General features: G+C 72.4%; 19 protein-coding genes and 2 pseudogenes. 16 read left to right on the forward strand and 5 right to left on the reverse strand.

What is annotated here, in order from left to right; all coding sequences use genetic code 11:
* Positions 1–107 precede the first annotated feature (107 nt).
* From OG289_RS28155 to OG289_RS28165, 3 genes are all read left to right on the forward strand, one after another.
* Positions 108–503: a luciferase domain-containing protein gene (locus OG289_RS28155; protein ID WP_327316837.1), complete on the forward strand. Its 396-nt coding sequence runs from the start codon at positions 108–110 to the stop codon at positions 501–503.
* A gap of 163 nt (positions 504–666) precedes the next feature.
* Positions 667–1,965, forward strand: a complete 1,299-nt coding sequence (locus OG289_RS28160) for an amidohydrolase family protein (RefSeq protein WP_327316838.1) — start codon at positions 667–669, stop codon at positions 1,963–1,965.
* A gap of 125 nt (positions 1,966–2,090) precedes the next feature.
* Complete coding sequence (locus tag OG289_RS28165) at positions 2,091–2,615, forward strand: hypothetical protein (RefSeq protein ID WP_327316839.1); 525 nt, start codon at positions 2,091–2,093, stop codon at positions 2,613–2,615.
* Positions 2,616–2,627: 12 nt separating this feature from the next.
* Here the strand turns inward: OG289_RS28165 and OG289_RS28170 are convergent, their stop codons facing one another.
* From OG289_RS28170 to OG289_RS28180, 3 genes and pseudogenes are all read right to left on the reverse strand, one after another.
* Positions 2,628–3,410 (reverse strand): glycosyltransferase family 2 protein, encoded by a 783-nt coding sequence (locus tag OG289_RS28170; RefSeq protein ID WP_327316840.1) that lies wholly within the window; start codon positions 3,408–3,410, stop codon positions 2,628–2,630.
* An 8-nt stretch (positions 3,411–3,418) separates the two neighbouring features.
* Positions 3,419–3,997, reverse strand: a pseudogene (locus tag OG289_RS28175) (UTRA domain-containing protein); the annotation flags it as partial.
* 216 nt (positions 3,998–4,213) lie between these two features.
* Positions 4,214–8,308: an nSTAND1 domain-containing NTPase gene (locus OG289_RS28180; protein ID WP_327316842.1), complete on the reverse strand. Its 4,095-nt coding sequence runs from the start codon at positions 8,306–8,308 to the stop codon at positions 4,214–4,216.
* A gap of 331 nt (positions 8,309–8,639) precedes the next feature.
* Here OG289_RS28180 and OG289_RS28185 point away from each other — a divergent pair, with 331 nt between their 5' ends.
* The 7 genes from OG289_RS28185 (at position 8,640) to OG289_RS28215 (ending at position 18,905) form a co-directional block, all read left to right on the forward strand.
* Complete coding sequence (locus OG289_RS28185; RefSeq protein ID WP_327316843.1) at positions 8,640–9,056, forward strand: hypothetical protein; 417 nt, start codon at positions 8,640–8,642, stop codon at positions 9,054–9,056.
* Positions 9,057–9,172: 116 nt separating this feature from the next.
* Positions 9,173–11,002, forward strand: a complete 1,830-nt coding sequence (locus tag OG289_RS28190; protein WP_442818964.1) for a TIGR02677 family protein — start codon at positions 9,173–9,175, stop codon at positions 11,000–11,002.
* On the forward strand, positions 10,999–12,288 hold the full coding sequence (locus OG289_RS28195) for a TIGR02678 family protein (RefSeq protein WP_327316844.1): 1,290 nt from the start codon (positions 10,999–11,001) through the stop codon (positions 12,286–12,288). Before OG289_RS28190 ends, OG289_RS28195 begins: the two co-directional genes overlap by 4 nt.
* A complete protein-coding gene (locus OG289_RS28200; protein WP_327316845.1) occupies positions 12,285–16,478 on the forward strand; it encodes a TIGR02680 family protein in 4,194 nt (1,397 codons plus the stop codon). The genes OG289_RS28195 and OG289_RS28200 overlap by 4 nt, the downstream gene beginning before the upstream one ends.
* On the forward strand, positions 16,475–17,743 hold the full coding sequence (locus tag OG289_RS28205; RefSeq protein WP_327316846.1) for a TIGR02679 family protein: 1,269 nt from the start codon (positions 16,475–16,477) through the stop codon (positions 17,741–17,743). Before OG289_RS28200 ends, OG289_RS28205 begins: the two co-directional genes overlap by 4 nt.
* A 44-nt stretch (positions 17,744–17,787) precedes the next feature.
* Positions 17,788–18,393, forward strand: coding sequence for a hypothetical protein (locus OG289_RS28210; RefSeq protein WP_327316847.1), 606 nt, complete (start codon positions 17,788–17,790; stop codon positions 18,391–18,393).
* A gap of 128 nt (positions 18,394–18,521) precedes the next feature.
* Positions 18,522–18,905 (forward strand): hypothetical protein, encoded by a 384-nt coding sequence (locus OG289_RS28215; protein ID WP_327316848.1) that lies wholly within the window; start codon positions 18,522–18,524, stop codon positions 18,903–18,905.
* On the opposite strand, the gene OG289_RS28220 is transcribed toward OG289_RS28215, so the two are convergent.
* Positions 18,902–19,315, reverse strand: a complete 414-nt coding sequence (locus OG289_RS28220) for a VOC family protein (protein ID WP_327316849.1) — start codon at positions 19,313–19,315, stop codon at positions 18,902–18,904. The two genes, OG289_RS28215 and OG289_RS28220, sit on opposite strands and share 4 nt — an antisense overlap.
* A 177-nt stretch (positions 19,316–19,492) precedes the next feature.
* On the opposite strand from OG289_RS28220, the gene OG289_RS49755 reads away from it, so the two are divergent.
* From OG289_RS49755 to OG289_RS49760, 4 genes and pseudogenes are all read left to right on the forward strand, one after another.
* Positions 19,493–19,639 carry a hypothetical protein gene (locus OG289_RS49755; protein ID WP_442818965.1) on the forward strand — a complete coding sequence of 49 codons (147 nt, stop codon included), beginning with the start codon at positions 19,493–19,495 and terminating at the stop codon, positions 19,637–19,639.
* Between the two features lie 287 nt (positions 19,640–19,926).
* Positions 19,927–21,159, forward strand: coding sequence for a molybdopterin-dependent oxidoreductase (locus tag OG289_RS28230; RefSeq protein WP_327316850.1), 1,233 nt, complete (start codon positions 19,927–19,929; stop codon positions 21,157–21,159).
* The gene (locus OG289_RS28235) at positions 21,159–21,617 is read left to right on the forward strand and encodes a hypothetical protein (protein ID WP_327316851.1); all 459 of its coding nucleotides are present in this window, start codon (positions 21,159–21,161) and stop codon (positions 21,615–21,617) included. The genes OG289_RS28230 and OG289_RS28235 overlap by 1 nt, the downstream gene beginning before the upstream one ends.
* A 150-nt stretch (positions 21,618–21,767) precedes the next feature.
* Positions 21,768–22,091: pseudogene (locus tag OG289_RS49760) on the forward strand (hypothetical protein); the annotation flags it as partial.
* Between the two features lie 2 nt (positions 22,092–22,093).
* Here OG289_RS49760 and OG289_RS28245 read toward each other — a convergent pair.
* Positions 22,094–23,095 (reverse strand): NAD-dependent epimerase/dehydratase family protein, encoded by a 1,002-nt coding sequence (locus OG289_RS28245; protein ID WP_327316852.1) that lies wholly within the window; start codon positions 23,093–23,095, stop codon positions 22,094–22,096.
* A 145-nt stretch (positions 23,096–23,240) separates the two neighbouring features.
* On the opposite strand from OG289_RS28245, the gene OG289_RS28250 reads away from it, so the two are divergent.
* On the forward strand, positions 23,241–23,972 hold the full coding sequence (locus tag OG289_RS28250; RefSeq protein WP_327316854.1) for a flavodoxin family protein: 732 nt from the start codon (positions 23,241–23,243) through the stop codon (positions 23,970–23,972).
* A 631-nt stretch (positions 23,973–24,603) separates the two neighbouring features.
* Positions 24,604–24,981, forward strand: a complete 378-nt coding sequence (locus tag OG289_RS28255) for a hypothetical protein (protein ID WP_327316855.1) — start codon at positions 24,604–24,606, stop codon at positions 24,979–24,981.
* The last annotated feature ends 272 nt before the right edge of the window (positions 24,982–25,253 follow it).

Here is a 25,253-nt window from a genome sequence, read left to right on the forward strand (position 1 = left end):
ACGGCTGGCCGCATTCGAACGGATCCCGGCAACCACCCCGCGCTACGTCCCGGTTACGCCTCCCTCAACCTCTGGTGGCCGGGCGGTGAGCGCCTCATGATGGGGCCATGACGGCGGCCTCGCGTGCCTTGACACGACTGGCGACCTGGCCGGACCTCGCGGAGGGCCGGCCCAGCTGCGGCACCGGTCGGGCGTTGCGCTCGGGCGGCGTCGAGATCGTGCACTTCCATTCCGACATGAGTGTCGACCTGCATCTCACCGCCAAGGCGATCCGGCGGTTCGAGAGGGACCTGAGGCATTCCACGGCCGTCCGGCTGCTGCCGGGGTCGCCGTGGGTGACCGTCCACCTGGAGTGCGAGACGGACATCGACCTGCTCATGACGCTGGTCAGCGCCGCCCTCCAGGCTCACCAGAGGCACCCGGCGGCCGAGGGCGCCGCCCTCCCGCGCTGCAACGACCACCGGGAAGCGGCGCTCACCCGCGACGGCGTCGGCGGCGTCTGAAACCTTCCGAACCCTTTCCAAGCCATTACCAACCGTTCCGAACCCCCTTCCCTTCAAGGGTCGGTGTCGTTCGGAAGGTTGAGTCTCCCTTGGTGAGAATGTAATTTACGTTTACAGAGAGGGTCCTGCTCGCGCGCTCTGAACGCCCGGAAGGAAACGAATCATGGAACGGGACGACCTGATCCTGATCAGCGTGGACGACCACATCATCGAGCCGCCGGACATCTTCGTGAACCACCTGCCGAAGCGGTACCGCGACGACGCCCCGCGTCTCGTCCACCGTGAGGACGGCAGCGACGTGTGGCAGTTCCGCGACAACACCGTGGGCAACGCCGCGCTCAACGCCGTGGCCGGGCGGCCGAAGGAGGAGTACGGCCTCGATCCGCAGGGCATGGACGAGATCCGGCCCGGCTGCTACGACGTCCACGAGCGGGTCAAGGACATGAACGCCGGCGGTGTCCTCGCCCAGATGAACTTCCCGTCGTTCCCCGGTTTCTCGGCGCGGATGTTCGCCGCCGAGGACTCCGAGTTCTCGCTCGCCCTCGTGCGCGCCTACAACGACTGGCACATCGACGAGTGGTGCGGGGCGTATCCCGGACGGTTCATCCCCATGGCCCTGCCCGCCATCTGGGAGGCCGAACTGTGCGCGGCCGAGCTGCGAAGGGTCGCGGCGAAGGGCTGTCACTCGATGACCTTTCCCGAGAACCCGGCCGTCATGGGGTTACCGAGCTTCCACGACCCCTACTGGAACCCCCTGTGGCAGGCGGCCTGCGACACCGGCACCGTGCTGTCCATCCACATCGGCTCCTCGGGGCGCCTCGTCATCCCGGCCGTCGACTCGCCGCCCGACGTGATGATCACCCTCCAGCCGATCAACCTCGTCCAGGCCGCCGCCGATCTGCTGTGGTCCCGGGTCCTCAAGGAGTTTCCCGGCCTGCGGATCGCGCTCTCGGAGGGCGGTACGGGGTGGATCCCGTACTTCCTGGAGCGCGTGGACCGCACCTTCGAGATGCACGCCGCCTGGACCCTCCAGGACTTCGGCGGCAAGCTGCCCTCCGAGGTCTTCCGCGAGCACTTCCTGACCTGTTTCATCACCGACAGGCTGGGCGTGCGGCTCCGGCACGACATCGGCATCGACAACATCGCCTGGGAGGGCGACTACCCGCACAGCGACTCCCTGTGGCCGGACGCGCCCGAGCAGCTGCACGAAGTGCTGCGGGACTGCTCCGTCCCGGACGGCGACATCGCCAGGATGACCCACGAGAACGCGATGCGCTGGTACTCCTTCGACCCCTTCGGCCACGTCCCGCGGGAGCAGGCCACGGTGGGCGCCCTGCGCAGGGCCGCCGCGGGGCACGACGTCAGCATCCGTCCCCGCAGCCGGCAGCTGTCGGAGCCGGTGGACAAGCTGGAGGCCTTCCGGGCGCGGGCCCGGGCGGCGGTCGCGGCGGCGGCCGAGTAGCCCGGCGGGCACGCCCCTGCCGCTCCGTGTCTGGTGAGCTGACGGTCCGTCAGATATCGTCTGCCGCGCCGACAGACATCGTCTGCCGCGCCGACGCACGTGCCGACACAGAAGGGGTGAGCGCCATGGAGACCGGCCCGGACCGTTCGACCCGTCCTTCCCACAGCCCCCGGCCGCCGGGGGACCCCCGCTGGGTGGCGATGTTCTACGACCCGTCCTCGGCGTCCTGGCGGCAGGCCGCCGAATCCCCCGACCGCATGCCCGTGCTGTATGCGATCGGCGAGATGAGCCAGGTCAAACGGGCCCGGGGCGACGAGGTGGCCGTCACCCTGTGGGGTCCGAAGGACGGTGAGTGGCAGCGTTTCGACTCGGCCTCCCCGCCGTCGGCCGAACCGCTGCCCGAACCACCGGCCGAACCAGCGGCCGACGGCGACGGCGAAGGCGCCGCCCGCCCCGGTCACGCCAGGCTCGCGGAACGGATGGAGGACCGCCGGCACCAGGTCCTCATGGCGGGCCTGAGCAAGGCCGGCCTCTACGACCTCACCCCGGACGACGTGACGGCCGTCCGGACCCTGGTCGACCGGGTCGACGAGACCACGCTGCGCCGGGTCGCCCACTGGATGGCGGTGGCCGGCGCGCCGGTCGAGTGACCGGTGCGGGCATCAACCTCGGGCAGGGGAGGCCGGGGAGGCCGTCGGGTAGCTCCAGTGGAAGGAGGTCAGCGCTCGGGCCCTGGCCTCCACGACGGCCATGCGCGCCTCCCGCTCGGCGGGGTCGACGTGCGAGGCCTGGCCCGTCACCTGGCCGTCCCACTTGCGGTAGTACAGCCCGACCTCCGCCGAGAACCAGCCGCGGCTCACCGAGTTGAGCGCCAGCAGCAGCCCGGTGTCCTCGGACGCGGGCAGGGCCATCCAGCCGCCGAGGGCGGTCAGGAGGTCCCGTCGGGCGAAGAGGCTCGCGGGGTGCACCTGCGCGCGGAAGTCGTGGGCCTTCCAGTGATCGAGTACCGCCCCCCGCTCGACCGGCCCCTCGGCCGGGTCCCCGGGGAAGCCGACCGTGGAGCCGTCCGGCAGCAGGTCGAGGACGCGTGAGGTGGCCCAGCCGAGGCCCGGGTCGCCTTCCAGGGCGGCCAGGTCGCGGGCGAGGGCGCCGGGCGCGAGCCGGTCGTCGGCGTCCAGGACCTTCACGTACTCGCCCTCAACGTGCGCGAGCGCGAGCGTGCGGGCGACTCCCGGGCCGCCGGGCCGCCCCTGACGGAACGTCACGCGGGTGTCGTCGACGGGCACGTACGGCGCGACCTCGTCCGTCGTGCCGTCCTCGCGGATCACCCACCGCCACTCCCACCCGGCGGGCAACTCCTGTGCGCGCAGCGACTCGTAGGCCTCGGGCAGGTACCGGGCCGCAGGGGCGTGCACAGCGGTGACGATGACGACGCGCCGGCTCACGGCGGCACTCACCACCTTTCCAGACGGGTGGTGAAGAGCAGTTCCGTGCGGTCGCCGGGCAGCGTGACGTCGGAGACGTTCACCACACGGTCGTCGATGTCGTACGACGTCTTGCGGAGCAGGATCACCGGCGACCCGGACGGCAGGTCCAGCTCCCGTGCCTCCTGCGGTGTCGGCGGGCGGGCGGTGAGACGCTCCTCGACGCGGTCCACCTCGATGCCGACGGTGTGCAGCTGGCTCTGGGTGCCGCCGGGCCACGGCTCCCTGTTCTCGTCCAGGAGGGCGGGGTTCGCGGCGATCATGGCGTGGACTAGGTAGGAGGTCACGAGGCTGAGGGGTGCGTGCTCGGTGGCGCGGCGCGTCCGGTAGGAGCGTTCCAGGAGCAGGGTGCCCGGCGGGACGCCGAACGCGTCCGCGAGTGTCCGGGGCGCCTCGATCTGCCGGTACTCGGCGTGGAAGACCAGTTCCCCGGAGCCGAGGCCGGTGTCGCGTTCCGTCGCCCCGGTCGCGGCACGGGTGGTCTCCGGGCAGCGGGCCCGGTCCTTCTCCCACTGGTGCCTGCCGTTGTCACGGACGGCGATCACTCGGTAGGCCTTGGACACGGCACCAGCCTAAGGGGCTCGGCGCGCGATCCCAGGTCACCGGGCACGAAAGGGCCCGGTCGCTGGCGACGGGGGATGCACCAGCGACCGGGCTATGGCCAAGGCTAACAAGGCAGCCGGTCGGACGGGAGCCGACTTCTCAGCTGCCACGCCGTTGTGATCGGGATCACTGTCACGCCGCCGCCCTTGTTCAACCGTCACCTACTCCTCGCACGGAGGCTCGTACGAGAGCCTGGGCAGGTACTCGTGCCACTTCTCCGCCGTCAGCACGCCCCGCGTGGTCGCGCAGATGCGGCGGATCGCCGCGTCGACGTCCAGGTTCCACAGCCGTACGGTGTCGGCGCCGCTGGAGACACCGAGCAGGTGGCTGTTGGGACTGAACGACAGGAAGTTTCCGGTCTTGGCGTTGGGGCTCATCGACTGCCCGATGGGGGAGGCCTCGGCCGGGTCGGTCACGTTCCACAGCCGGACCGTGTTGTCGTTGCCGCCACTGGCGAGGGTGTCGCCGTCCTGACTGAAGGTCAGCGACACGACGGCTTCCGTGTGGCCGGTGAGGGGCGAGCCGCGCCGGGTCGCCTCGGCCGGGTCGGTGATGTCCCACAGCCGTACGGTGTCGTCGTCGCTGCCGCTGGCCAGCGTATGGCCGTCCGGGCTGAAGGCGAGCGCGTTGACCGGGCCGACGTGCCCGGTGAGCGGCGAGCCGAGCGGGGCGGCGTGCCGGGGGTCGGTCACGTTCCAGAGCCGTACGGTGTGGTCGGCGCCGCCGCTGGCGAGAGTGCGGCCGTCCGGGCTGAAGGCGAGGGAGTTGACGAACCCCTTGTGGCCGGTGAGCGGGGCGCCGAGCGGAGCCAGGTGGGAGGGGTCGGCGACGTCCCACAGCTGGACGGTGCGGTCGTCGTAGGCGGTCGCCAGGGTGCGCCCGTCCGGGGCGAAGGCCAGCGCGTCCGGGCCCATGAACCGGCCGCGCAGTTCGACGGGCGGCCCGTAGGAGGCCGGCCGCGCCGGGTCGGTGACGTTCCACAGGTACACCGCCCGGTTGGCCGTCAGCACCGCGAGGGTGCGGCCGTCGGGCGAGAACGCGAGGGTGCGTTCGCCGCCGTCGCCGGGCATGAACGGCGCGCTCAGCGCGACGGGCCGGTCGGGGTCCGCCACGTTCCACAGCCGGACCCGGCCGTCGCGGGCGGCCGTGGCGAGCACCCGCCCGTCCGGGCGGAAGGAGCCGCTGCGGCCGATCATGTCCGACGTCGGGATCGACCACAGCCGGACCTTGCTGTCGCCGCTGCCGGTGGCGAGGGTGCTGCCGTCGGGGCTGAAGCCGACGGCGTACATCTCCCCGCTGCTGCCCGCCAGCGGCTCGCCGACCTCCGAGGGATAGGCCGGGTCGCTGACGTTCCACAGGCTGGCGGTGCTGTCCGCGCTGCCCGCGGCGAGCAGCGTCCCGGCCGGGTTGAAGGCCACGGACCACACGGGACCGGTGTGCCCGGCCAGCGGTGCGCCGAGCTGGGTCGCGCGCAGTGGGTCGGTGACGTTCCACAGCCGGATGGTGTCGTCCGCGCTGCCGCTGGCGAGGGTGTCGCCGTCGGGGCTGAAGTCCAGGGAGTGGACGGTGTCGGTGTGACCGGTGAGGACCGCGTCGAGCCGCTTGGCGTGGCGCGGGTCGGCCGTGTCCCACAGCCGGATCGTGTTGTCGTCGCCGCCCGCCGCGAGGAGCCTGCCGTCGGGGCTGAACGCCACGGAGCGCACGGCGGCCGTGTGCCCGGTCAGCGGTGCGCCGAGCGGGCGGACCCGGCCGGGGTCGGTCATGTCCCACAGCCGTACGGTGTCGTCCTCGCCGGCCGAGGCCAGCGTCCGCCCGTCCGGGCTGAACGCGAGCAGGTAGATCGTGCCGGTGTGGCCGGTCAGGGGCGCCCCGAGCGCGCGTGGGTGAGCGGGGTCGCGGACGTCCCACAGGCGGACGGTGCCGTCGTCGCCGGCGCTGGCGAGGGTGTCGCCGTCCGGGCTGAACACCGCGCTGCTCACCCAGCTCTTGTGGCCGATGAGGGGCTTGCCAAGAGGCTTGGGGTGGGACCGGTCGCTCACGTCCCACAGCCGGACGGTGCGGTCGTAGCTGGCGGTGGCCAGGACCTTGCCGTCGGGGCTGAACGAGGTGAGGTAGACGGCGCCGGTGTGGCCGAGCAGCGGCGTGGCCAGCGGCGCGTTCACGATCGAGACCAGGCGATTGCCCGTGCCCTCGTCGTCCGGCCGCAGGTCGTGCGCCACCAGGTCGAGCTGGGCGGACAGCGACGGATCCGTGTACTGGACCCGGTCGGCCTCCGCGACCACCTGTTCGAACACGGCGTCGTTGCGCTGCTGCCACGCGACGAAGGCCGCGCCGACGGCGAGGATCGCCAGCACCACCAGCGCCGACACCGCGCTCCGGAAGATCCACACCGTGCGCCTGCGCAGCCGGACCGACGCGGCCAGGAACTCCACCGCGCTGCGGGTCAGGAAGGTGTTGCCGGCGGACTTCGCCCAACCGCGGGCCTGCTCCAGCCGGGAACCACGGTAGAGCAGCGCCGAGTCGCGGTTCGAGCCCTCCCAGGCCCGGCCGTCCTCCTCCAGCCGCTGGCGCAGCAGATGGTCGCTGCGGTCCTCGTCGATCCAGTCGCGCAGCCGGGGCCAGGCGTGCAGCAGCGCCTCGTGGGTGATCTCGACGGTCTCCGCGTCCAGGGTCACGAGACGGGCGCGCACCAGCGCCTCGAGCGACTCCTCCGTCTTGCCGGGATCGGTCGACTCCTCCGCGAGCTGACGGCGCGTGCCCCGACGCCGGGTGGCCTGGGTGTCCTCACCGAGCCGGACCAGCCGCAGCAGGAGCAGCCGCGCCGCGGTCCGGGCGGCGGGGTCGAGCCCGGACCAGGCCCGTTCGGCGGTCGCCGCCACCGCGCCCTGGATGCCGCCCGCCGCGCGATAGCCGGCCAGCGTCAGCCGCCCCGCCTTCCGGCGCTGCCAGGTGGCGAGCAGGGCGTGCGAGAGCAGGGGCAGCACGCCGGCGTGCGCTCCGCGCGGCCCGTCGACGGTCACCTCACGGATGATCAGCTCCGCCAGTCCGGGTTCCAGCTCCAGCCCCACGGCCCTGGCCGGCCCGGTCACCGCCTCACGCAGTTCGGGGGTGGTCAGCGGCCCGAGCACCATGTGCCGGTGCTGGAGGGCGTCGGAGAGCTCGGGGTGGCTGAGGCACTGCTCGTAGAAGTCGGCGCGGATGCCGAGGACCACGAGGACGGGGGGGACGGGGGGCGGGTTGCCGGGTTCGTCCGTGTGGTCGCGGTCCGCCGGGGTGCAGGCGGCGTGCAGGAGCTGGATGAAGAGACGCCGGCCGGCTTCGTCGGGGCAGAGGGTGAAGGCCTCTTCGAACTGGTCGACGATGATGACGGGGCGGGTGGAGGAGGGAGCGGGGGAGGAGGACGAGGGGGAGGAGGACGAGGGGGAGCCGTGCCCGGCCCATGCGGCGACGGCCTCCCGCACGGCCCGTGCGAAGCGCGGGGTGTCGGGCTCCTCGGCGGTGACGGCGGCGAGTTCGGGGATGCGGAGGGTCAGCTCGGCGAGGGGATCCGCGCCGGGCACGAGCTGCAGGACCTTCGTCCCGCCGTCCTGCCCGGCCGGCGCGCCGACCGACGCGCCGTCCATCGCGGGGCCCAGCGCGCCGTTCTGCAGGGCCGGCACGAGGCCGGCGCTGAGCAGCGAGGACTTCCCCGCGCCGGAGGCGCCGACCAGCATGACCAGGCCCCCCGTCCGTTCCGCCGCGCGGAGCTGGGCGACGAGGGCGTCCGTGCTCCGCTCCCGGCCGAAGAACCACCGGGCGTCCTGTTCGCGGTACGAGGCGAGCCCCCGGTACGGGCACACGCCCCCGGGGACGCCGGACCCTTCGGCGGCGGGCCGTTCCTCCTCCTCCACGGAGGCGACGGGGGCATCGCCGACGACCGGATCGGCCACCGCCCGCTCCCACAGCCGCTGCCACTGGGCGAGGTCGTACAGACCGGTGGACACCGGCGCGGGCCGCGCGCGGCGCGCCTCGGGTATCAGGACGTGCAGCACCGCGGCGAGGGCGGCGAACTGGGCCGGCACGTTCCGGGCCCGTCGCCAGTCGCTGATCCGCTGGGCGGACACCCGTACGGGCCGCCCGCGTTCGTCGACCCGCCGCAGCCGGACGACCGCCTCTGACACGCGCTTGAGGGGAGGATTGCCGGCCTCCCTGTACAGCAGCGCGAGTCGTTCCGCGAAGGCTGTGCGTGCCCCCGAGTCGGAACCCAAGGCCTCCACCCCTTACTTCCCGTGCACCTGGAATCCGGACCGGAAAACCCACTTTATATGGCTGACCTGCGGAGAAGGGGCTGACCGGACATCGGATCCTCCTCGGTTCGGGCCTCAGCTGGCAGGATCCCGAGGCAGAAGCGCATCAATCGGGCGCGATCGACAACGCATCAGGCGGGCGCGGTCGACGCCGTCCGCACCGTTCGGCAGCGGTCCGCACGAGGGGAGGGACCGGTGCCGAACGGTGCGGCGTGTGTCCCGCCTCGGACATCGACATCCCCCTTGCTACTCTCACCTGCGCCAGAAAGAAACTGCGCAACGCAGACAACGCAGGGACGGCATGAAATTCAAGCAATCGATGCGCATGGGCCTTCCTGTCCTCGCCGCGGCTCTGGCCGGCGTCCTGGCGACCACCACGCCGGCTGACGCGGCCCGGGACTGGGACCTCAAGGCGTACTCCACCGACGGCGGCCAGGCCGGCGCCCGCATCCAGTTCGACGAGGACGGCGACGTCCTCCAGCTGTGCGACCTGGACGCCGACGGCTACAAGGCCTACGCGAAGGCGGTCCGCCTCTCCGACGACTCGGTCCGCTACACCATCACCGACACCACCACGAACAACGGATGCACCTGGATCAGCGCCTCGACCGGCGGCGACCTGGCCGAGAACTACGACCACAAGATCTGGGTCTGCCGCCAGAAGTCGGGCCGCCCGCCGCAGGACTGCGGCTGGATCAGGTTCGACAACAACCGCTGATCAGACCTGCACGGACGCGACGGCGGTGGTTCTCCGCTTTCCACCCTGGTTGTCAGTGGCGGCCTTTACCGTTGTGAGAGCTGGTGACGGCCCGCTGTCGGGGAAGGGGGAGGCGCGTGCGCAGGGTTCCACCGGAGATGTTCCGGTTCACCACCGGGGATCGTGCCGATCTCTACGGGGCGGTGCTGCGGGCGTTCGAAGCGGCCAACGAGCGGCTGGAGACGGCCCTCGGGCTCGACGACGTCCGGGCGCGGCTGCGGACGGTCGGGTGGCTGGACGCGATCACGGACGAGGAGCTGCACGAAACGCTCCGCACGCTCCAGCGGTGGAACCTGCTGGACGTGGTCCAGAACCACGCGGAGAACTACCGCACCGCCGAGGAGTACGAGCGCCGCAACCTCCAGTACTCCCTGACCCGTCAGGGCGAGGCCGCCATCGCGGGGGTGGAACACGCGCTGACGGTGCTCGCCTCGACGGGCGCGCTCCAGACCGCGGTTCTGGAGGCGATCACGGACCGTCTCGACGAGTTGTACGTCCTGTTGGAGCAGCCCTCGTCGGCGGACCGCCGGATCTTCAGCACCCTCCAGGAACTGGAGGGGCACCTCGAAGCGCTGCTGGACAACACCAAGACGTTCAACGGGGAACTACAGCGGCTGCTGCGGGCCGAAGGAGCCGATCCCGGGATCTTCCGGGAGGTGAAGGCGGCGACGGTGGCCTACCTGCGCGAGTTCCTGGTCAACCTGGACCGGCGCGGGGCCGGGGTCACCGTGGCGGTGGCCCGCGTGGAGGAACGCGGGGTCGGCGTGCTGCACGAGCGCGCCCTGCGGGGCGCGGAGCTGCCGCCGGCGGCCGGCGAGGACCCGGCAGCCGCCTGGCTGGAGCGGCGCGGGGCGCGCTGGGCGGGGCTACGGGCGTGGTTCCTGCCGGCCGACGGGTCGCCGCCCCGGGTCGAGCAGTTGCACGACGTGGCCCGGCGGGCGATCGTCTCGCTGTTGCAGGTGCTCGACCGGATCACGGAGTCGCGGCGCCGGTCCTCCAGCGCCGTCCAGGACTTCCGGGAGCTCGCCCGCTGGTTCGCCGCCGCCCCGAGCGAGGAGGACCTGCACCGGCTGTGGGCGCTGGCCTTCGGGCTGGGGTCCGCACGCCACGCCCACCTCGCGCATCCGGACCCCGAACTGGTCCCGGCCTCCCGGACCTGGTCCGACGCGCCACCGGTGGAGGTGTCCGCGCTGCTGCGCACCAGCGGCCGCACGGAGCGCTTCACCCGGACCGGCAAGGTGCGGGACATCTCCGCGACGAGAGCCGCGCGAGCCGAGCGCGCGCGACGGGAACGCGCCGAACTACAGGCGGCGTGGCAGGTGCTGGCCACGGACGGGCCCGTACGGCTCTCCGCCTTCGGCGAACTCGACCCGGCCGCGTTCGAGCGGCTGCTCGATCTGCTCGGCAGAGCCCTGTCGTCCCGCCCGGACGGCACGGGGGCGCGCCGTGCCGTCAGCGCGGACGGCGGTGTGGAGATCCTCCTGGAGGCCGTGGAGGCCGTGGAGGCCGTGGAGGGCGTGGCCGACGACCGGATCGCCCGGCTGCGCACCGCGAACGGGGTGATGAGCGGGCCGGACTACGTCGTCCGGATACACGGCGTGGACACCGCAGCCGGACCGACAGCCACAGCCCATCCGCCGACTGCCGCCCACGCATCGGACGGTCCCCATCCGTCGGCCACCGCTCCTCCGTCGGCCGCTCCCCGTCCATCGGCCACCGCTCCTCCGTCGGCCGCTCCCCGTCCATCGGCCACCGCTCCTCCGTCGGCCGCTCCCCATCCGTCGGCTGCCGCCGAACCGTCGGCCGCTCACTCATGGGCCGCAGCCCACTCGTCGGCCGTTCACGCATCGGTCGCTCACCCGTCGGCGGTCCACGGGGCGGCCGGGCACGAGGAGGCTGTGGGATGAGTACGCTCGCCAACCAGCTGGTGGTGGTCGAACGGGAAGAGGTCGCGCGGGGAATCCGTCTGCTGCTCGCCCAGCCGTTGATCACCGAGCGCGGTGATCCCGCGGCGTTCGAGGTGGTCCGGCGCCGCAAGGAGCCGCTGGTCAGGTGGTTCGACTACACCTGCGGCTGGAGCCTGGTGGTGGAGCCGCGGCGCGGTTACGCCCGGCTGGTCAAGGTCCGCCCTGCCGCGGACGCATCCCGCCCGGCCCTGCGTCCCCGCGCGGGCCGCGCGCCTTTCGACCGCCGCAGGTATGTGCTGTTCTGCGTCACCGCGGCGGAGCTGACGTCCGTGCCGATGACGACCGTCGGCCTGCTCGCCGAGCGCGTCGTGCAGGCCATGGCCGCCGACCCGGCGCTGGAGTCGTTCGACACCACCAGCCGCCGGGAGCGGATGGCCTTCGTGGACGTCCTGAAGCTGCTGGAGTCCTACGGCGTCCTGGCGGTCGTGGACGGACTGACGGAGTCCTTCGTCGACACGGCGGAGGCGAAGGTCCTCTACCGGGTGGACGTCACGCTCCTGATGAGGCTGCCCGCCGCGCCCGTTGGGCCGTCACGGCTGGCCCTGCCGGCGCAGGAGGTGCCGGCCCGCTTCGAGGAACTGCTCGCGGAACTGATGCGAGAGCGGCGCTACGGTACGCCGCCCGCCCCGCATCCGACGGGGGACGAGACGTTCGTGGTCTCCGAGACGCGGCGCAACCTGTGGCTGCGCCATTCCGTACTGCGTCGGCTCTTCGACGACCCGGTCCTCTACCGGGAGGACCTGACGGACGACGAGCTGGCCTATCTCGCGTCCCCCACGGGGCGTCAGATCCTGCGGCGGGCGGTGGAACAGGCCGGACTCGTCCTGGAGGAACGCGCGGAGGGCTACCTCCTCGTCGACCCCGACGCCGTGGCCACCGACTCCAGGTTCCCCGACGACTCCTCGACCGCCCGGGTCGCGGCGCTGCTCCTCCTCGAACGCGTCGGCGAGACGCCCGGTGGCGCGACCCCCGAACAGCTCGCGGCGGCGGCGTCCGAGCTCCTGCGCCGGTTCCCGCGCTGGGCGAAGGCGTATCAGGCGGCCGAGGGGGCGCGCCGGCTGGCCGACGACGCCGTCGCGGTGCTGCGCGACTTCGGCCTGGTCCGCACCACCGGCGACCGGGTCGTGGCACGCCCGGCCGCGCACCGCTACCGCGTGGCGGACACCGCCACCACGACCCCGGCCCCCGACGGCGGCCCCGACTCAGGGGAAGGAGGCCCGCTGTGAGCGTGACCGAACTACCGGTGCGCGGCACGGACCGTCCGGCGGACGGCACCCCTCCCACCCGGGACCGCTGGCAGCCCGTCCGCGCCGGAATCCTCAACGTCTGGCGGTACTACGACGAGACGTTCACGTTCCACGAGGGTCGTCTGCTGCTGCGCGGACCCAACGGCACGGGCAAGTCGAAGGCGCTGGAGCTGCTGCTGCCGTTCCTCTTCGACGCGAACCTCAGGCCCCACCGGCTGTCCACCTTCGGCGGTTCCGAACGCACCATGCACTGGAACCTCATGGGCGAAGGGGCCACCGGCAAGACCCGCGTGGGATACGTGTGGATGGAGTTCGGCCGGGCCGACGGCGGTTGGTTCTCCTGCGGCGCCCGGCTCCAGGCCAGCATCCACACGAGCGGTGTGCAGACCGACTACTTCACCACCGCCCGGCGCCTCGCCCGGCCCGACGGTGTGCCCCTCCTCAACGAGGCGGGGCAGCCCCTCACCCGGGCCGCGCTGGCGGACGCCCTGGAGGGCAACGGCGAGATCCACGCCACGGCGGCCGACTACCGGTCCACGATCCGCCGCACCCTGTTCGCCGGCCTGGGCGAGCAGCGCTACGAGGCGCTGATCACCGCCCTGCTCCAGCTCCGGCAGCCGAAACTCTCCGAGCGGCTCGACCCGTCCCTGCTGTCCACCCTGTTGTCCAAGGCCCTGCCGCCGCTCGGCGAGACGGAGATCGGGGAACTCGCCGAGGGGTTCGAGCGGCTCGACCGGCAGCGCGAGGACCTGAAGCGGCTGGACGAGGAGGTCGCCGCCGCGGGTGCCATCGCCGGCCGGCAACGCGGCTACGCCCAGCGGGTGCTGCGGTCCGCCGCCGCGCACCTGATCTCCGCGACGACGGACATGGACAACCGCACCCGGATCGCCCGGGAGAGCGCGGAGCAGCACCGACAGGCCGTGCACGACCACGACGTCACCGGGCGGCGCAAGGCGGAACTGGGCGAGCGGGTCGAGGAACTCGAAGCGGCCGTGCAGGGGCTGGTGGACAGCGACCTCTACCAGCAGGGCAAGGAGCTGGACCAACTCCGCCGCCGTGCCCAGGACACCGCGCAGAACGCCCGTCGGCTGCGCGCCACCGCCGACGCCCGGCAGCGCCGGTTCCGCGCGGACGACGAGCAGGCGGACACGGCCGGCCGACAGGCCGGGGAATACGCCCACCACGCCCGGGACACCGCCGAGGACGCCGAACGGACGGCCCGCAGTGTGGGGATGGAGTCGGTGTACGCGGAGATGCGCGCCGCACTCGCCGACGCTCCCGCGACCGACGATCCCGCGCGGGAGGCGAACCGGGTCCGGCAGGTACGCCATCTGCTGCGCGGAGCGGTCAAGGGCCGACGCGACCAGATGGCGGCGGTCCGCGAGGCCGTTGAACGGCATGAGCGGGCCGTCGGCGACCGGACCGCCGCAGAGACGGCCCTGGACGGCGCCCGGGACGGCCTGGCCGAGGCCATGACGCGTCGCGACGAGGCGGCCCGGGAGTGCGCGCAGGCACTGCGGGCGCAGGCGGAGCTGCTCCGGGAGTGGGCCGCCGGGTGTGTCGAGCTGCGCATCGGCGATGTCGAGGAACTGGCCGCGCGAGCCGCCGTCGAAGCGGATGTGCTGGCCGTCGTGGAGCGTGCCGTGCGCGCCCAGGACCAGGCGATCACCCAGTCCGAGACCCGGTTCCGGTCGGCGCGGGAGACCGCTGTCGACCATCGGGAGAGGACCGTCCGGGCCATCGAGTCGCTCACGGCGCAGACCGACCTCCCGCCCGCCGCCCCGCCGACCCGCACGACGGACCGTTCCACGATGGAGGGCGCGCCCCTGTGGCGGCTGGTGGCCTTCCGCGACGGCGTCTCCGAGGAGGTCCAGGCCGGTGTCGAGGCGGCACTGGAGGCATCGGGGCTGCTCGACGCGTGGGTGAGCCCCGAGGACACCATCGAACTGGCCGGCCACGACACCTTCGCGGCGCCCGGCTGGGCGACTCCCGCACCGGGGCCGTCCCTGCTGGAGGTCCTGCGGCCCGAAGCGGACGGTCCGGTGTCCGGCGACCGGGTCGCCCGGCTCCTCGAGGGCATCGCCTACGGAGAGCAACTCCCCCACTGGCACACCGCCGCCGTCGCCGCGGACGGCAGCTGGCGGCTGGCCGCGGCCATCGGCACCTGGAGCAAGGAGGCACCCGCCCACATCGGCTCCGTCGCCCGTGAACGGGCCGGACAGCGGCGCATCGCGGAACTCACCGGCCGTCTCACGGAACTGAACACGCACCTCGCGTCGCTCGACGCGCGGCTGGGCGCGCTGCGCGAGAGCCGGTCCCGCCTCGACGCCGACCTGGCGGCCCGGCCCCGGCACCGGGAGCTCGACGAGAGACGGCGCCGCTGGGACCGCGCGGAGGAGGCGGTCGGAGTGCGTGACGACGCCGCCCGCGTGGCGGTCAAGGTCCTCGACGGGCGGGAAGCCGACGTGAGCCGTTGCCTGCGCACGCTGGGCAGGCTGTCCTCCGAACACGCCCTGCCCACCGAGCGGGGCCGCCTGAACGAACTGTCCTTGGCCGTCGACACGTTCGCCGACACGGCCGACGCCTGGGCGGACGCGCACCTGCACTGGGCCACCGCCCTCGGCCGGGCCACCGCGGCGAGGAGCCAGGCCGAGCGCTCGTCGGAGGCCGCTCGGGAGAGCGAGGCGGAGGCCGACCGGGCCGAGACCGAGGCGCGGGCTCTCGCGGCCACCCTCCAGGCCGTGGACAGCGCGGTCGGCGAGGACTTCCGGCAGATAGCGGCCCGTATCGGTGAGTTGAGACAGGACGTCCGCCGCAGCCGTGAGGAGATCAGCGCGAGCGACGCCGAACTGAGCGGCCTTCAGCGCCGTATCGGCTCGCTGGAGGCGACCATGGCCGAGGACGTCCGGCGACGCGACGAGGCGACGGCGGCCAGGGACGCCTCGGCGCTCCGCTTCCGGCACCTGTGCCTGCTCGGTCTGCCCCAGGACGCGGGCGTTCCACTGGAACTGGCCGCTGTGGAACTGACCGCTCAGGACGGCATCCGCGCCACTCTGGAAGCGGCCCGCGAGGTCGCCGCCGAGTGGCCGGGCCTCGCCCACGAACCGCGCAATCTGGGGGACGCCGTCCAGCGCCTGTCCGAGGCGGTCCACCAGGCGCGCCAGATCCTCGGCCGCCGCGCGGACCTCGACCTGGAAGCCGACGACGACGTGCAGATCTTCACGGCCACCATGGACGGCGCGCGGATCGGGGCGACGGGACTGCTGCGCACCCTCACCGCCGAGCGGGACGGCAGCCGCGAGGACATCACCGTCGCCGAGCGGCGTCTCTTCGACCAGACCCTCACCGGAGACACCCGGCGCCACCTTGCCGCCCGGATCCGTCAGGCCAACGAACTCGTCGACCGCATGAACGGTCACCTGGAGCGCGTGCGCACGGCGTCGAACGTCTCCGTCCAACTGGTGTGGCGCATCCACCCCGATCTCCCGGCCGGCACCCAGACCGCCCGCACGCTCCTGCTCAAGGAACCCAAGAACGTCACCGACGCCGACCGCGAGGCCCTGCACGCCTTCTTCCGGGCCCGCATCGAGGAGGCCAAGGCCAGGAACACGGCGGCCACCTGGGAGGAACAGCTCGCCGAGGTGCTCGACTACACGGCCTGGCACCAGTTCGTGGTCCGGCTCGACCGCGCGAACGGCGCGGGATGGCAGGTGCTCACGAAGAAACTGCACGGCGCCCTCTCCGGCGGCGAGAAGGCGATCGCCCTGCACCTGCCGCTCTTCGCGGCGGTCGCCGCGCACTACGAGGCCGTACCCGAAGCACCTCGACTGATCCTGCTCGACGAGGTCTTCGTCGGCGTCGACGCCACCAACCGGGGCCAGATCTTCGCCCTGCTCGCCGCACTCGACCTCGACCTGATGCTCACCTCGGACCACGAGTGGTGCCACTACCGGGAGCTCTCCGGCATCGCCGTCCACCAGCTGATCACGGGAACCGACGGCGACGACGCCGTCACCAGCGCCCGCTTCGTCTGGACGGGGGCGGGAATGCGGCCGGACGACGGGGACGAAGGGGATGAAGAGGTCGAAGGCGGCGAAGGTGGTGACGGTGGCGAAGGCGACGAAGAGGGCGAAGGTGAGGACGGAGGGGCGGAGGTGACCCGGACGTGATCCCCTCATCCGTCCCCTCATCCGTCCCCCCTCACCTCACCGAGCCCCGCCTGCGCCCTGTCTGGCAGGCGGTCCACGAACGCCTGTCCTCCGGCAGACCCGTCAGCGGAGTGCGCCTCGGCCCGCTCGACGACGAGGAGCGGGAGGCTCTGGCCGACCTTCTGGGCCTGGACCGGCTGCCGGACCAGCGGCCGACCGTGCGGCTGGCCCGGCTGGAGGACGCCGTGGCCGAGGCCGGCGGCGGCACCGTGCGGGACCTGGTCACCCAGGTCATCGGCCCGCTCGGCGACCGGGAAGCCGAACGCCGGCGAAGCGAGGACGAACGGGCGGCGCTGTGGGCCTGGCTGGAAGCCCACGACACCGTCCGGGCCCAGCCCGCGCTGACGGACTGGGCCGCGCACTGCCGTGCCCAGGGGCTGGTGGACGGCTCGGTCACCCGCACCCGCGAGCTGCTGGCCTCCGCCCTCGCCGTGCTCGCGGCGCTGCCCGCCGAGGGCGAACCGCTGCCGGTGTTCGCCGCGCGCGTACGGCACGGCGACCCGCACGCCCTCGACGACGGCACCCGCCTGTCCACCCTCGTCCTGCGGGCCCTGTCCACGCTCTACGGCGCGGCGGTGCCCGACAGCTCCCAGGGGCGGCGCGAGCTCTGGTCCCGGGCCGGAGTCGCCGACGACGAGCTGTCCACGACGGTCCTCGCCGCCGGACTCCGGCCGTCCGGCGAGGGCACGCTGAGCCGCCTGGGCCGCGTCTGCTCCGAGTCCGGGCACGCCGTCTCGTTCACCCTGGCCCAGTTGAGGTCACCGGGTGAGTTCCGCTTCCCCGCCCGTGCCGTCCACATCACGGAGAACCCCAGCGTTCTCGCCCTGGCACTGCGCCGCTTCGGTGCCCACTGCCCGCCTCTCGTCTGCACGTCCGGCTGGCCCAACGGCGCGGTCGTCCGCCTCCTCCACCTCCTCGCCGCGGAGGGCGCGACGCTGCGCTACCACGGGGACTTCGACGGCGAGGGCGTCCGCATCGCCGCCCACGTCATGCACAAGACCCCCGCCGTCCCCTGGCGCATGTCCGCCCACGACTACCTCACCGGCCTCACCGGCCTCACCGACGCCTCCCGCGGCCCCTCACCGGGCCGCCTCACCGAGGCGCCCTGGGACCCCGCCCTCACCTCAGCCATGGCGGAACATGGCACGGCCCTGATGGAAGAGACGGTGGCCGCCCCCCTCCTCGACGACCTGTCACGGGAACCCGCCCACCCGGACAGGGCCTAAGGTCGTCGCCAGGTGATCGGAGTTCATGACGGGGGTGGGCACGGATGGCGACCTGGCAGGAGCTGGAAGCCGAGCTGGCGAACCGGTTGGCCGCCGCGTCCCCGGACGAACGCGTCGTATTCGCCGTAGGCGTGGCGGAACGCCTGATGCGGGCCCAGGAGGCTCTGTCGGCCGATGAGCAGGCGGAGTTCACTCTCGGCCTGCGGCCGTTGCTCAACGCGCTCTGGGAAGCCGCGTTGGGCAATGCGACGGCGTTCGGAGAGATCAAGCACGGGATGGGCGAGTACCTCCTGAGCGAGTACTGCCACAACGACGGGCAGGACGGTCCCGCTGACGCCGACGAGCCGGCGGCGGCCGCCGTGCTCTCCGCCGCGGTCGCCTACCTGTTCGGAACCGGCGATCTGACCTCGGTGGTGAGCGGCCGCGCCGTCGAGGCCGCGGACGAGCGCCTGAACGCCGGCGACAGCCGCGCCGACGATCCCGACGGCGTCCTCGCCGCCGAGTTGCGCCGTCAGCTCCATGACCTGGCCCTCATCGGCCGGCACAGCGGATCCCTGCGTCACGCGAGCCTGGGGCTCGACCTCGAGACCTCCGACCGACTGCACCGAGTCCTGCGCATTCCCCTGTCGTCCGTCGAGGCCGGCGCATAGGCACGGCCACGGCTCCCGCCACGGGTTCTCGTTCCGTAAGGTCCTCCTCTTCATGTCGGAATCAACCTGACAAACAGGTGCTTCCGGTCATGGATGGCACCTCGCGGCAGTCCCGTGAAGGAGTGGTCATGTCGAGTCTCGAGATGCAGCGGGCGGAACCGGACACCGTCGAGCGGGAGGCGTTCGCCGGCGAGGTCGCCGATGTGCTGAACAAGGCGGCGCCGGCGTTGCTCACCGGTGTCGGCCACCAGTGCGGCCTGTTCGACACGATGGCCGGGCTGCCGCCGTCGACCGGCGCCGACATCGCCAAGGCGGCAAACCTGGACGAGCGGTACGTGCGCGAGTGGCTCGGCGGCATGGTCGTCGGCGGGTTCGTCGACCACGAGCCGGAGCGGCGGACGTACACGCAGAGGGCGCCCCGATCAACGTCTGTCACGTCGAGACGAAGGGTTGAGCGCCCACAGCCCCAGCCCCAGCCCGCAGTGCTCAGCCCACAGTGCTCAGCCCTCTAGTCCTGGGGCCGGCTGATGTTGACCATCCACGGGACGCCGAACCGGTCCGTGCACATGCCGAACACGTCACCCCACATCTGCTTGTCCAGCGGGACGGACACCGAGGCCCCGGCGGACAGCTTCTCCCAGTAGCCGCGCAGCTCCGCGTCGTCGTCGCCGCTCACGCTGACGGAGAAGCTGCTGCCGGGGTTGTACTCCATGCCGGGCGGGACGTCGGCGCCCATCAGGGCGAAACCGCTCGGGGTCTCCAGCAGGCCGTGCATGATCCTGTCGGCCTCCGGGGCGTCCGGCCGGCCGAAGTCCCCGTAGGTGTTGAGCGTCAGGGTGCCGCCGAAGACCTCCCGGTAGAACTCCAGCGCCTGCCGGGCGTCACCGCCGAAGCTGAGGTACGGATTGAGTCGCGAGGTCATGAATTCCTCCCTTGACGGATCAAATGGTCGGCTGCAAGGAGATTAGGGAGATCGGCGCGCGGGGCTGACAGCGGCACGCCGGGCCGCGCACCTGATCCGCTGTGCCGACCCTTCGTCGTACGCCGTCGTCGGCTCACCCCCTGTTCCACGAGTCGCGCTCTCGGATCACGAAGATCCTTGACGAGGCTGCCCCGCACGCGGATGCGGGCGAGCGTGCCGTCCGGGGGCTGGAAGGTGTACGTGACGTGCGTGGGCATCGGGCCGGCCACCGAGATCATGTCCAGCAGCCGGGGCGGGTCGTACGCGCTGACGCGCAGTACGTAGTCGATCGTGTACAGGTCGGGGCGGGGGACGCGGGTGATGTCGGCGGAGTGCGCAGCGCGGCGCGGCGGAGTGCGCAGCGCGGCGCGGCGGAGTGCGGAGAGCGGAGTGCGGGGCGCGCGGCTCGGCGGCGAGCGGCGAGCGGCGAGCGGCGAGCGGGGTGCGGGGTGCGGGTCACAGCGGCACGCTGGGCCGGGCGACGGCCACGGACCGCTGTCCGGTCCGGACGTCAGCGTTTCGTCATGGGTCGCGCGGCCTTTCCCGGGGGTGTCCCGGCCTACGGTCGGTGCATGCGAGACGACCCACGGCTCCCCACCTCTCCCGGCTTCTGGCGCAGTCCCGTGCGCGGCCCCCGGTTCACGTCGGTGCTCGGCCTCGTCCTGCTCGTCGGCATCACCGTGCTGTTCGTGACGGGCCTGGCCTCGTACGCCGCCTACAACCCCGGCCTGGCGCCGGTGAACGACAAGACCCCCGACAAGGGCGTCCTCGGCTTCTACCTCTTCGCCTGGCCGACGAACCCGCACTGGCTGTACCGGCTCACCCAGGGCGTCCACGTCACCCTCGGCATCACCCTGATCCCCGTGCTGCTGGCCAAGCTGTGGTCGGTCGTCCCGAGGCTGTTCACCCTGCCGCCGGCCCGCTCGCTCGCCCACGCGCTGGAGCGGATCTCGCTGCTGCTGCTGGTCGGGGGCGGACTGTTCGAGTTCGTGTCCGGTGTCCTCAACATCCAGCTCGACTACGTCTTCCCCGGCTCCTTCTACCCTCTCCATTTCTACGGGGCGTGGGTGTTCTTCGCCGCGTTCGTCGCCCACGCCGGCCTGAAGACACCGGCGGCGCTGCGGAACGTGCGCCGACTGCGCGAGGAGAGGACGGACGACCTGGTCTCCCCGGACCCGGATCCCCCGACCGTCTCCCGGCGCGGCGCCCTGTGGTTCGTCGGGGGCGGCTCGCTGCTGCTGTTCGCCACGACGGTCGGGCAGGGCTTCGACGGCCTGCGCCGCACGGCCCTCCTCGCGCCGCACGGCGGAGCCGACCCCGGCACCGGCCCCAACGGCTTCCAGATCAACAAGACGGCCGCGTACGCCCGGATCGACACGGCCCGGACGAGCGAGGGCGCCTGGCGGCTCGTCCTGACGGGACACGCGGGAACGGTCCGCCTCAGCCGCGCCGAGCTGGCCCGACTCCCCTTGCACAGCTCGGCGTTGCCGATCGCCTGCGTGGAGGGCTGGTCGACGTCCGACCAGTGGTGGCGGGGCGTACGCCTGCGGGACCTCGCCGCGCTCGTCGGCCACGACGACGACCCGCCGGACGTGTTCGTGGAGTCCCTCCAGCTGCACGGTGCCTTCCGCCGGGCCGCCCTGCGCGCCAACCAGGTCGCCGACCCGCGCTCCCTGCTCGCCCTGTACGTCAACGGCGAGGAGCTGTCCGCGGACCACGGCTATCCGGCGCGCGTCATCGTCCCCGCCGCGCCCGGTGTGCTCAACACCAAGTGGGTGGCCCGGATGACGTTCGGAGAGCTGTGATGCGACCGCGGAACCTCGTCGGCAGTCCCTTCCCACTCCTGCTGCTCGCCGCCTCGTTCGCCCTCGCCGCCTACGCGGGCGTGCGTCTCCTCGCCGACGACTGGTTCGGCGTGGCGCTGTGGCTGGTGGGTGCCGCGCTGCTGCACGACCTCGTGCTGCTGCCGCTGTACGCGGCGGCGGACCGGGCGGTCGCGGGCGGGCTCGGCGCGGCCGGCCGCCGGGAGTGGGTGATGTACGTGCGCGTACCGGCCGCCCTCTCCGCCCTGCTGCTGCTCGTGTGGTTCCCGCTGATCACCGGGACGGTGGACCGGCGCTACCGGTCCGCCACCGGACTCTCGCCGGACGGCTTCCTCGCCCGCTGGCTGCTGATCACCGCCGTGCTCTTCGCCGCCTCGGCGCTGCTGCTGGCGCTGCGGTCGCGCAGGGCGGGAAAGCGGCGGTCGCCTGCGGTCCACTGAGGTCCGTGGTCACGGCCTCGCCCCCACGAACCCGGATCGGGCACACCGGCCCTCGATTCCTTACGGAACTACGGAACTACGGAAGTCGAGGCACGAGGAGCCCGTGGACGAGGTGGAGGAAGGGGCGCGGTGGGAGGTGCGGCTTGAGCCGTGGAGCATCATGCGTACGAGTCCCCGTCCTCGTCGGCGGGGTCCGCCCGCGTCCTGGTGGTCGAAGACGACCGACGGTCTCGGAGGTCGTCGCCGGATACCTGGACCGGGCCGGATACGCGTCGACGACCGGGCCGACGCCGGCCCGACGGCCGGGACGTGGCTTGGCGGCCGGGACGTGGCTTGGCGGCCGGGACGTGGCTTGGCGGCCCGGACGTGGCTTGGCGGCCCGGACCCGGCTTGGCGGCCCGGACCCGGGCCGCCGCGCACTGGCCCGACCTGGTGGTGTTCGACCTGACGCTGCCCGGCATGGACGGCCTGGAGTCCTACGCGCCACGCATCCCTGCCTGCGCGAACTCCCGCATGCCCTCCGTGAAGCCGACCTCAGGCTTCCACCCCAGCTCCGCCCGCAGCCGGGACGAGTCCGCCGTGATGTGCCGGACGTCGCCCACCCGGTACTCACCGGTGACGACGGGCTCGGGCCCGCCGTACGCGGCGGCCAGTGCCCACGCCATCTCGCCGACCGTGTGCGGCTCACCGCTGCCGGTGTTGTAGGCCGTCAGCACCCCCTTGGCCGCGTCGGCCTCCAGCGCGGCCACGTTGGCCGCGGCCACGTCCCGTACGTGCACGAAGTCCCGCCGCTGCCGCCCGTCCTCGAAGACCCGCGGGGCCTCGCCCCGGGCCAGCGCGGACCGGAAGAACGAGGCCACCCCCGCGTACGGGGTGTCGCGGGGCATGCGCGGCCCGTACACGTTGTGGTAGCGCAGCGACACCGCCGACCCGCCGGTCGACCGGGCCCAGGCGGCGGCCAGGTGCTCCTGCGCGAGCTTGGTCGTGGCGTACACGTTGCGCGGGTCGGCCGGGGCGTCCTCGCCGACCAGCCCGGGGGCCAGGTCCGCCCCGCACACCGGACACGGCGGCTCGAAGCGCCCCGCGTCCAGGTCACCGACCGCCCGTGGCCCGGGCCGCACCACCCCATGCCGCCGGCACTCGTACCGCCCCTCCCCGTACACGACCATCGACCCGGCCAGTACGAGACGCCGAACATCCGCCTCGGCCATCGCGGCGAGCAGGACCGCCGTCCCCAGGTCGTTGCGGGAGACGTACTCCGCCGCGTCGGCGACCCCGTCCCCGAGCCCGACCATCGCCGCCTGGTGGCAGACGGCGTCGACGCCGACGAGCGCACGGCCGACGGCGGCGCGATCACGCACATCCGCACCGGGATCCTCCCGGACGTCGTACACGACCGCCTCATGCCCGCCCGCCCGCAGTGTGTCGACGACATGGGACCCGATGAACCCGGCACCGCCGGTGACCAGTACACGCATACGGCCACGCTAGGTCCGCGCCCCTGCCCCGCCCCGCCACCCGCCCGGCACGTCATCACTCCGTAAGACCCGGCGGGCGCGTCGAACCGGGACAAAACGCACGCGTCGCGAGACGCTTCCCACGCCTTCAGCAAGGGAGCCCGTCATGGCAGCATCGCCCACCTCCGACGACACGTACCGCTTCGAGGACCTCACCGCGCTCTACGTCAACTGCACCCTCAAACCGTCCCCGCAGCTCAGCCACACCCAGGGCCTGGTCGACAAGAGTCGCGCGATCATGGACGGGGCGGGGGTGACCACGGACGAGATCCGTGCCGTGGACCACGACATCGCCACCGGCGTCTACCCGGACATGACCGAGCACGGCTTCGCCACGGACGCCTGGCCGGCGCTCCACGAGAAGGTGATGGCCGCCGACATCCTGGTCCTGGCCGGACCGATCTGGCTCGGCGACAACAGCTCGGTGACGAAGAAGGTCGTCGAGCGCCTCTACGGCTGCTCGGCCATCCTCAACTCCCAGGGCCAGTACGCCTATTACGGCCGCGTCGGCGGCTGCCTGATCACCGGCAACGAGGACGGCGTCAAACACTGCGCGATGAACATCCTCTACAGCCTCCAGCACCTCGGCTACACGATCCCGCCCCAGGCCGACGCCGGCTGGATCGGCGCCGCCGGCCCCGGCCCGTCCTACCTCGACCCGGGCTCCGGCGGCCCGGAGAACGACTTCACCAACCGCAACACCACCTTCATGACCTGGAACCTGATGCACCTCGCGGCCCTCCTCAAGCGCGCCGGCGGCATCCCCGCCCACGGCAACCAGCGCTCCGAATGGGACGCGGGCTGCCACCTCGACGCCCCCAACCCGGACTACCGCTGACCGGCACACAGTTCGACGGCGCACCCTCCAGCCGATCCACTCGTACCTGACCGCGTGGTCGAGCGCGCCATGGCACGGCACCCCAGACCGGTGCCCTGGTCACGGACGCCACCTTCGGCACCGATCCGCAGCGGCCGTACTCACGCGCCAATGGGTCATTGAGGTCCGGTGAGCTGTTCAGTCGGCCACTGTCGGCCGTTGGCGATCACTTGTGGTCGCGATGGTCGCTGTACTTCGCTGCTCTACTTCAACTTGGTCTTGCCCCCGGGCCCCAGCAGCGTGTCTACGACTGGCACGGCCCGCGTCGGTCGGCGGCGGCTTCCCCACCGTGCCGGCCCTGTTGTGGAGGGGACCAGCCCGTTCGAGCCGGGCTGGGTGGGGAAGCGACGTCCGCTTCAAGGAGTTCGCTCAGCGGGGACGGACGCGCCCCGGTGCGGCGGCCCCGGCCTTTGGCAAGTGGCCGCTCGTGCACGTGCGTTCCGCTGTTGTGCGCCGTCGTCGATGTCATCATGATGCCGGTGGCTGTGCGGGTCGTCGCACCGGCCCCACCCCTGCTGACCAGCGGCACTCCGCAGCGGATCACGATCCACAGCTGCCCTGTCAGACGATCTGACTAATTCTTGGAGGTTTGATGAAGTCTGTCATCCGAAAGGCGGCAGGCCTCGCGGGCGCGGGCGTGGCCGTCGCGGCCATGTCCGTGACCGGCGCATCGGCAGCCCATGCGGAGTCCGCCACCCACGGCTGCCCGTACCCCTATGTCTGCTTCTACGTGGACGAGCACGCCTGGAACGCGGGCACGCCGATCGCGAAGTACCGCGATGTCACCAGTTCCTACCAGACGGTCAGGTCCCGCCCGCACTACTACGTCGTGAACACCCGGAACGACGACGTGGCGTATCTACGGCTCCAGGACGGGACCTCGATCTGCCTGGCGCCGAATAACGAGACCGTGTTCACGAACGCTTTCAGCGTCACCGGAATAAAGATCTCCAGCAGATCCACCTGCTGAATCTGCTCGAACGGTCGGCGGGCGCGTGCGATTGCGTCCGCCGCCGGACAGCGGGAATGGCGGGAGGCCAGGGCTCCGGGATGGTCGTACTCGACGGAAAGCCAACCTCGTTGACCGTTGCTGACCCCTGCATCTGGCACGGCAGTGGCACGAGCCTCAGCCGACGGCGGCCAGCCACGACGGCGGATGCGTCGACCGGCCGGCACCTGGGAGCGGTCCGGCCAACTGAACTCGGGCATCGGCCAATCACCGCGAAACCGGCGGGAGTTGTT

This window comes from Streptomyces sp. NBC_01235, from assembly GCF_035989285.1.
Classification (GTDB): domain Bacteria; phylum Actinomycetota; class Actinomycetes; order Streptomycetales; family Streptomycetaceae; genus Streptomyces.

Bases quoted from the DNA above. Each gene is read 5' to 3' on its own strand.
- OG289_RS28250 (WP_327316854.1), top strand. From the start codon at position 23,241: ATGGCAGCATCGCCCACCTCCGACGACACGTACCGCTTCGAGGACCTC.
- OG289_RS28155 (WP_327316837.1), top strand. From the start codon at position 108: ATGACGGCGGCCTCGCGTGCCTTGACACGACTGGCGACCTGGCCGGAC.
- OG289_RS28215 (WP_327316848.1), top strand. From the start codon at position 18,522: ATGTCGAGTCTCGAGATGCAGCGGGCGGAACCGGACACCGTCGAGCGG.
- OG289_RS28185 (WP_327316843.1), top strand. From the start codon at position 8,640: ATGAAATTCAAGCAATCGATGCGCATGGGCCTTCCTGTCCTCGCCGCG.
- OG289_RS28245 (WP_327316852.1), bottom strand. From the start codon at position 23,095: ATGCGTGTACTGGTCACCGGCGGTGCCGGGTTCATCGGGTCCCATGTC.
- OG289_RS28255 (WP_327316855.1), top strand. From the start codon at position 24,604: ATGAAGTCTGTCATCCGAAAGGCGGCAGGCCTCGCGGGCGCGGGCGTG.
- OG289_RS28235 (WP_327316851.1), top strand. From the start codon at position 21,159: ATGCGACCGCGGAACCTCGTCGGCAGTCCCTTCCCACTCCTGCTGCTC.
- OG289_RS28220 (WP_327316849.1), bottom strand. From the start codon at position 19,315: ATGACCTCGCGACTCAATCCGTACCTCAGCTTCGGCGGTGACGCCCGG.
- OG289_RS28230 (WP_327316850.1), top strand. From the start codon at position 19,927: ATGCGAGACGACCCACGGCTCCCCACCTCTCCCGGCTTCTGGCGCAGT.
- OG289_RS28195 (WP_327316844.1), top strand. From the start codon at position 10,999: ATGAGTACGCTCGCCAACCAGCTGGTGGTGGTCGAACGGGAAGAGGTC.
- OG289_RS28165 (WP_327316839.1), top strand. From the start codon at position 2,091: ATGGAGACCGGCCCGGACCGTTCGACCCGTCCTTCCCACAGCCCCCGG.
- OG289_RS28210 (WP_327316847.1), top strand. From the start codon at position 17,788: ATGGCGACCTGGCAGGAGCTGGAAGCCGAGCTGGCGAACCGGTTGGCC.
- OG289_RS28160 (WP_327316838.1), top strand. From the start codon at position 667: ATGGAACGGGACGACCTGATCCTGATCAGCGTGGACGACCACATCATC.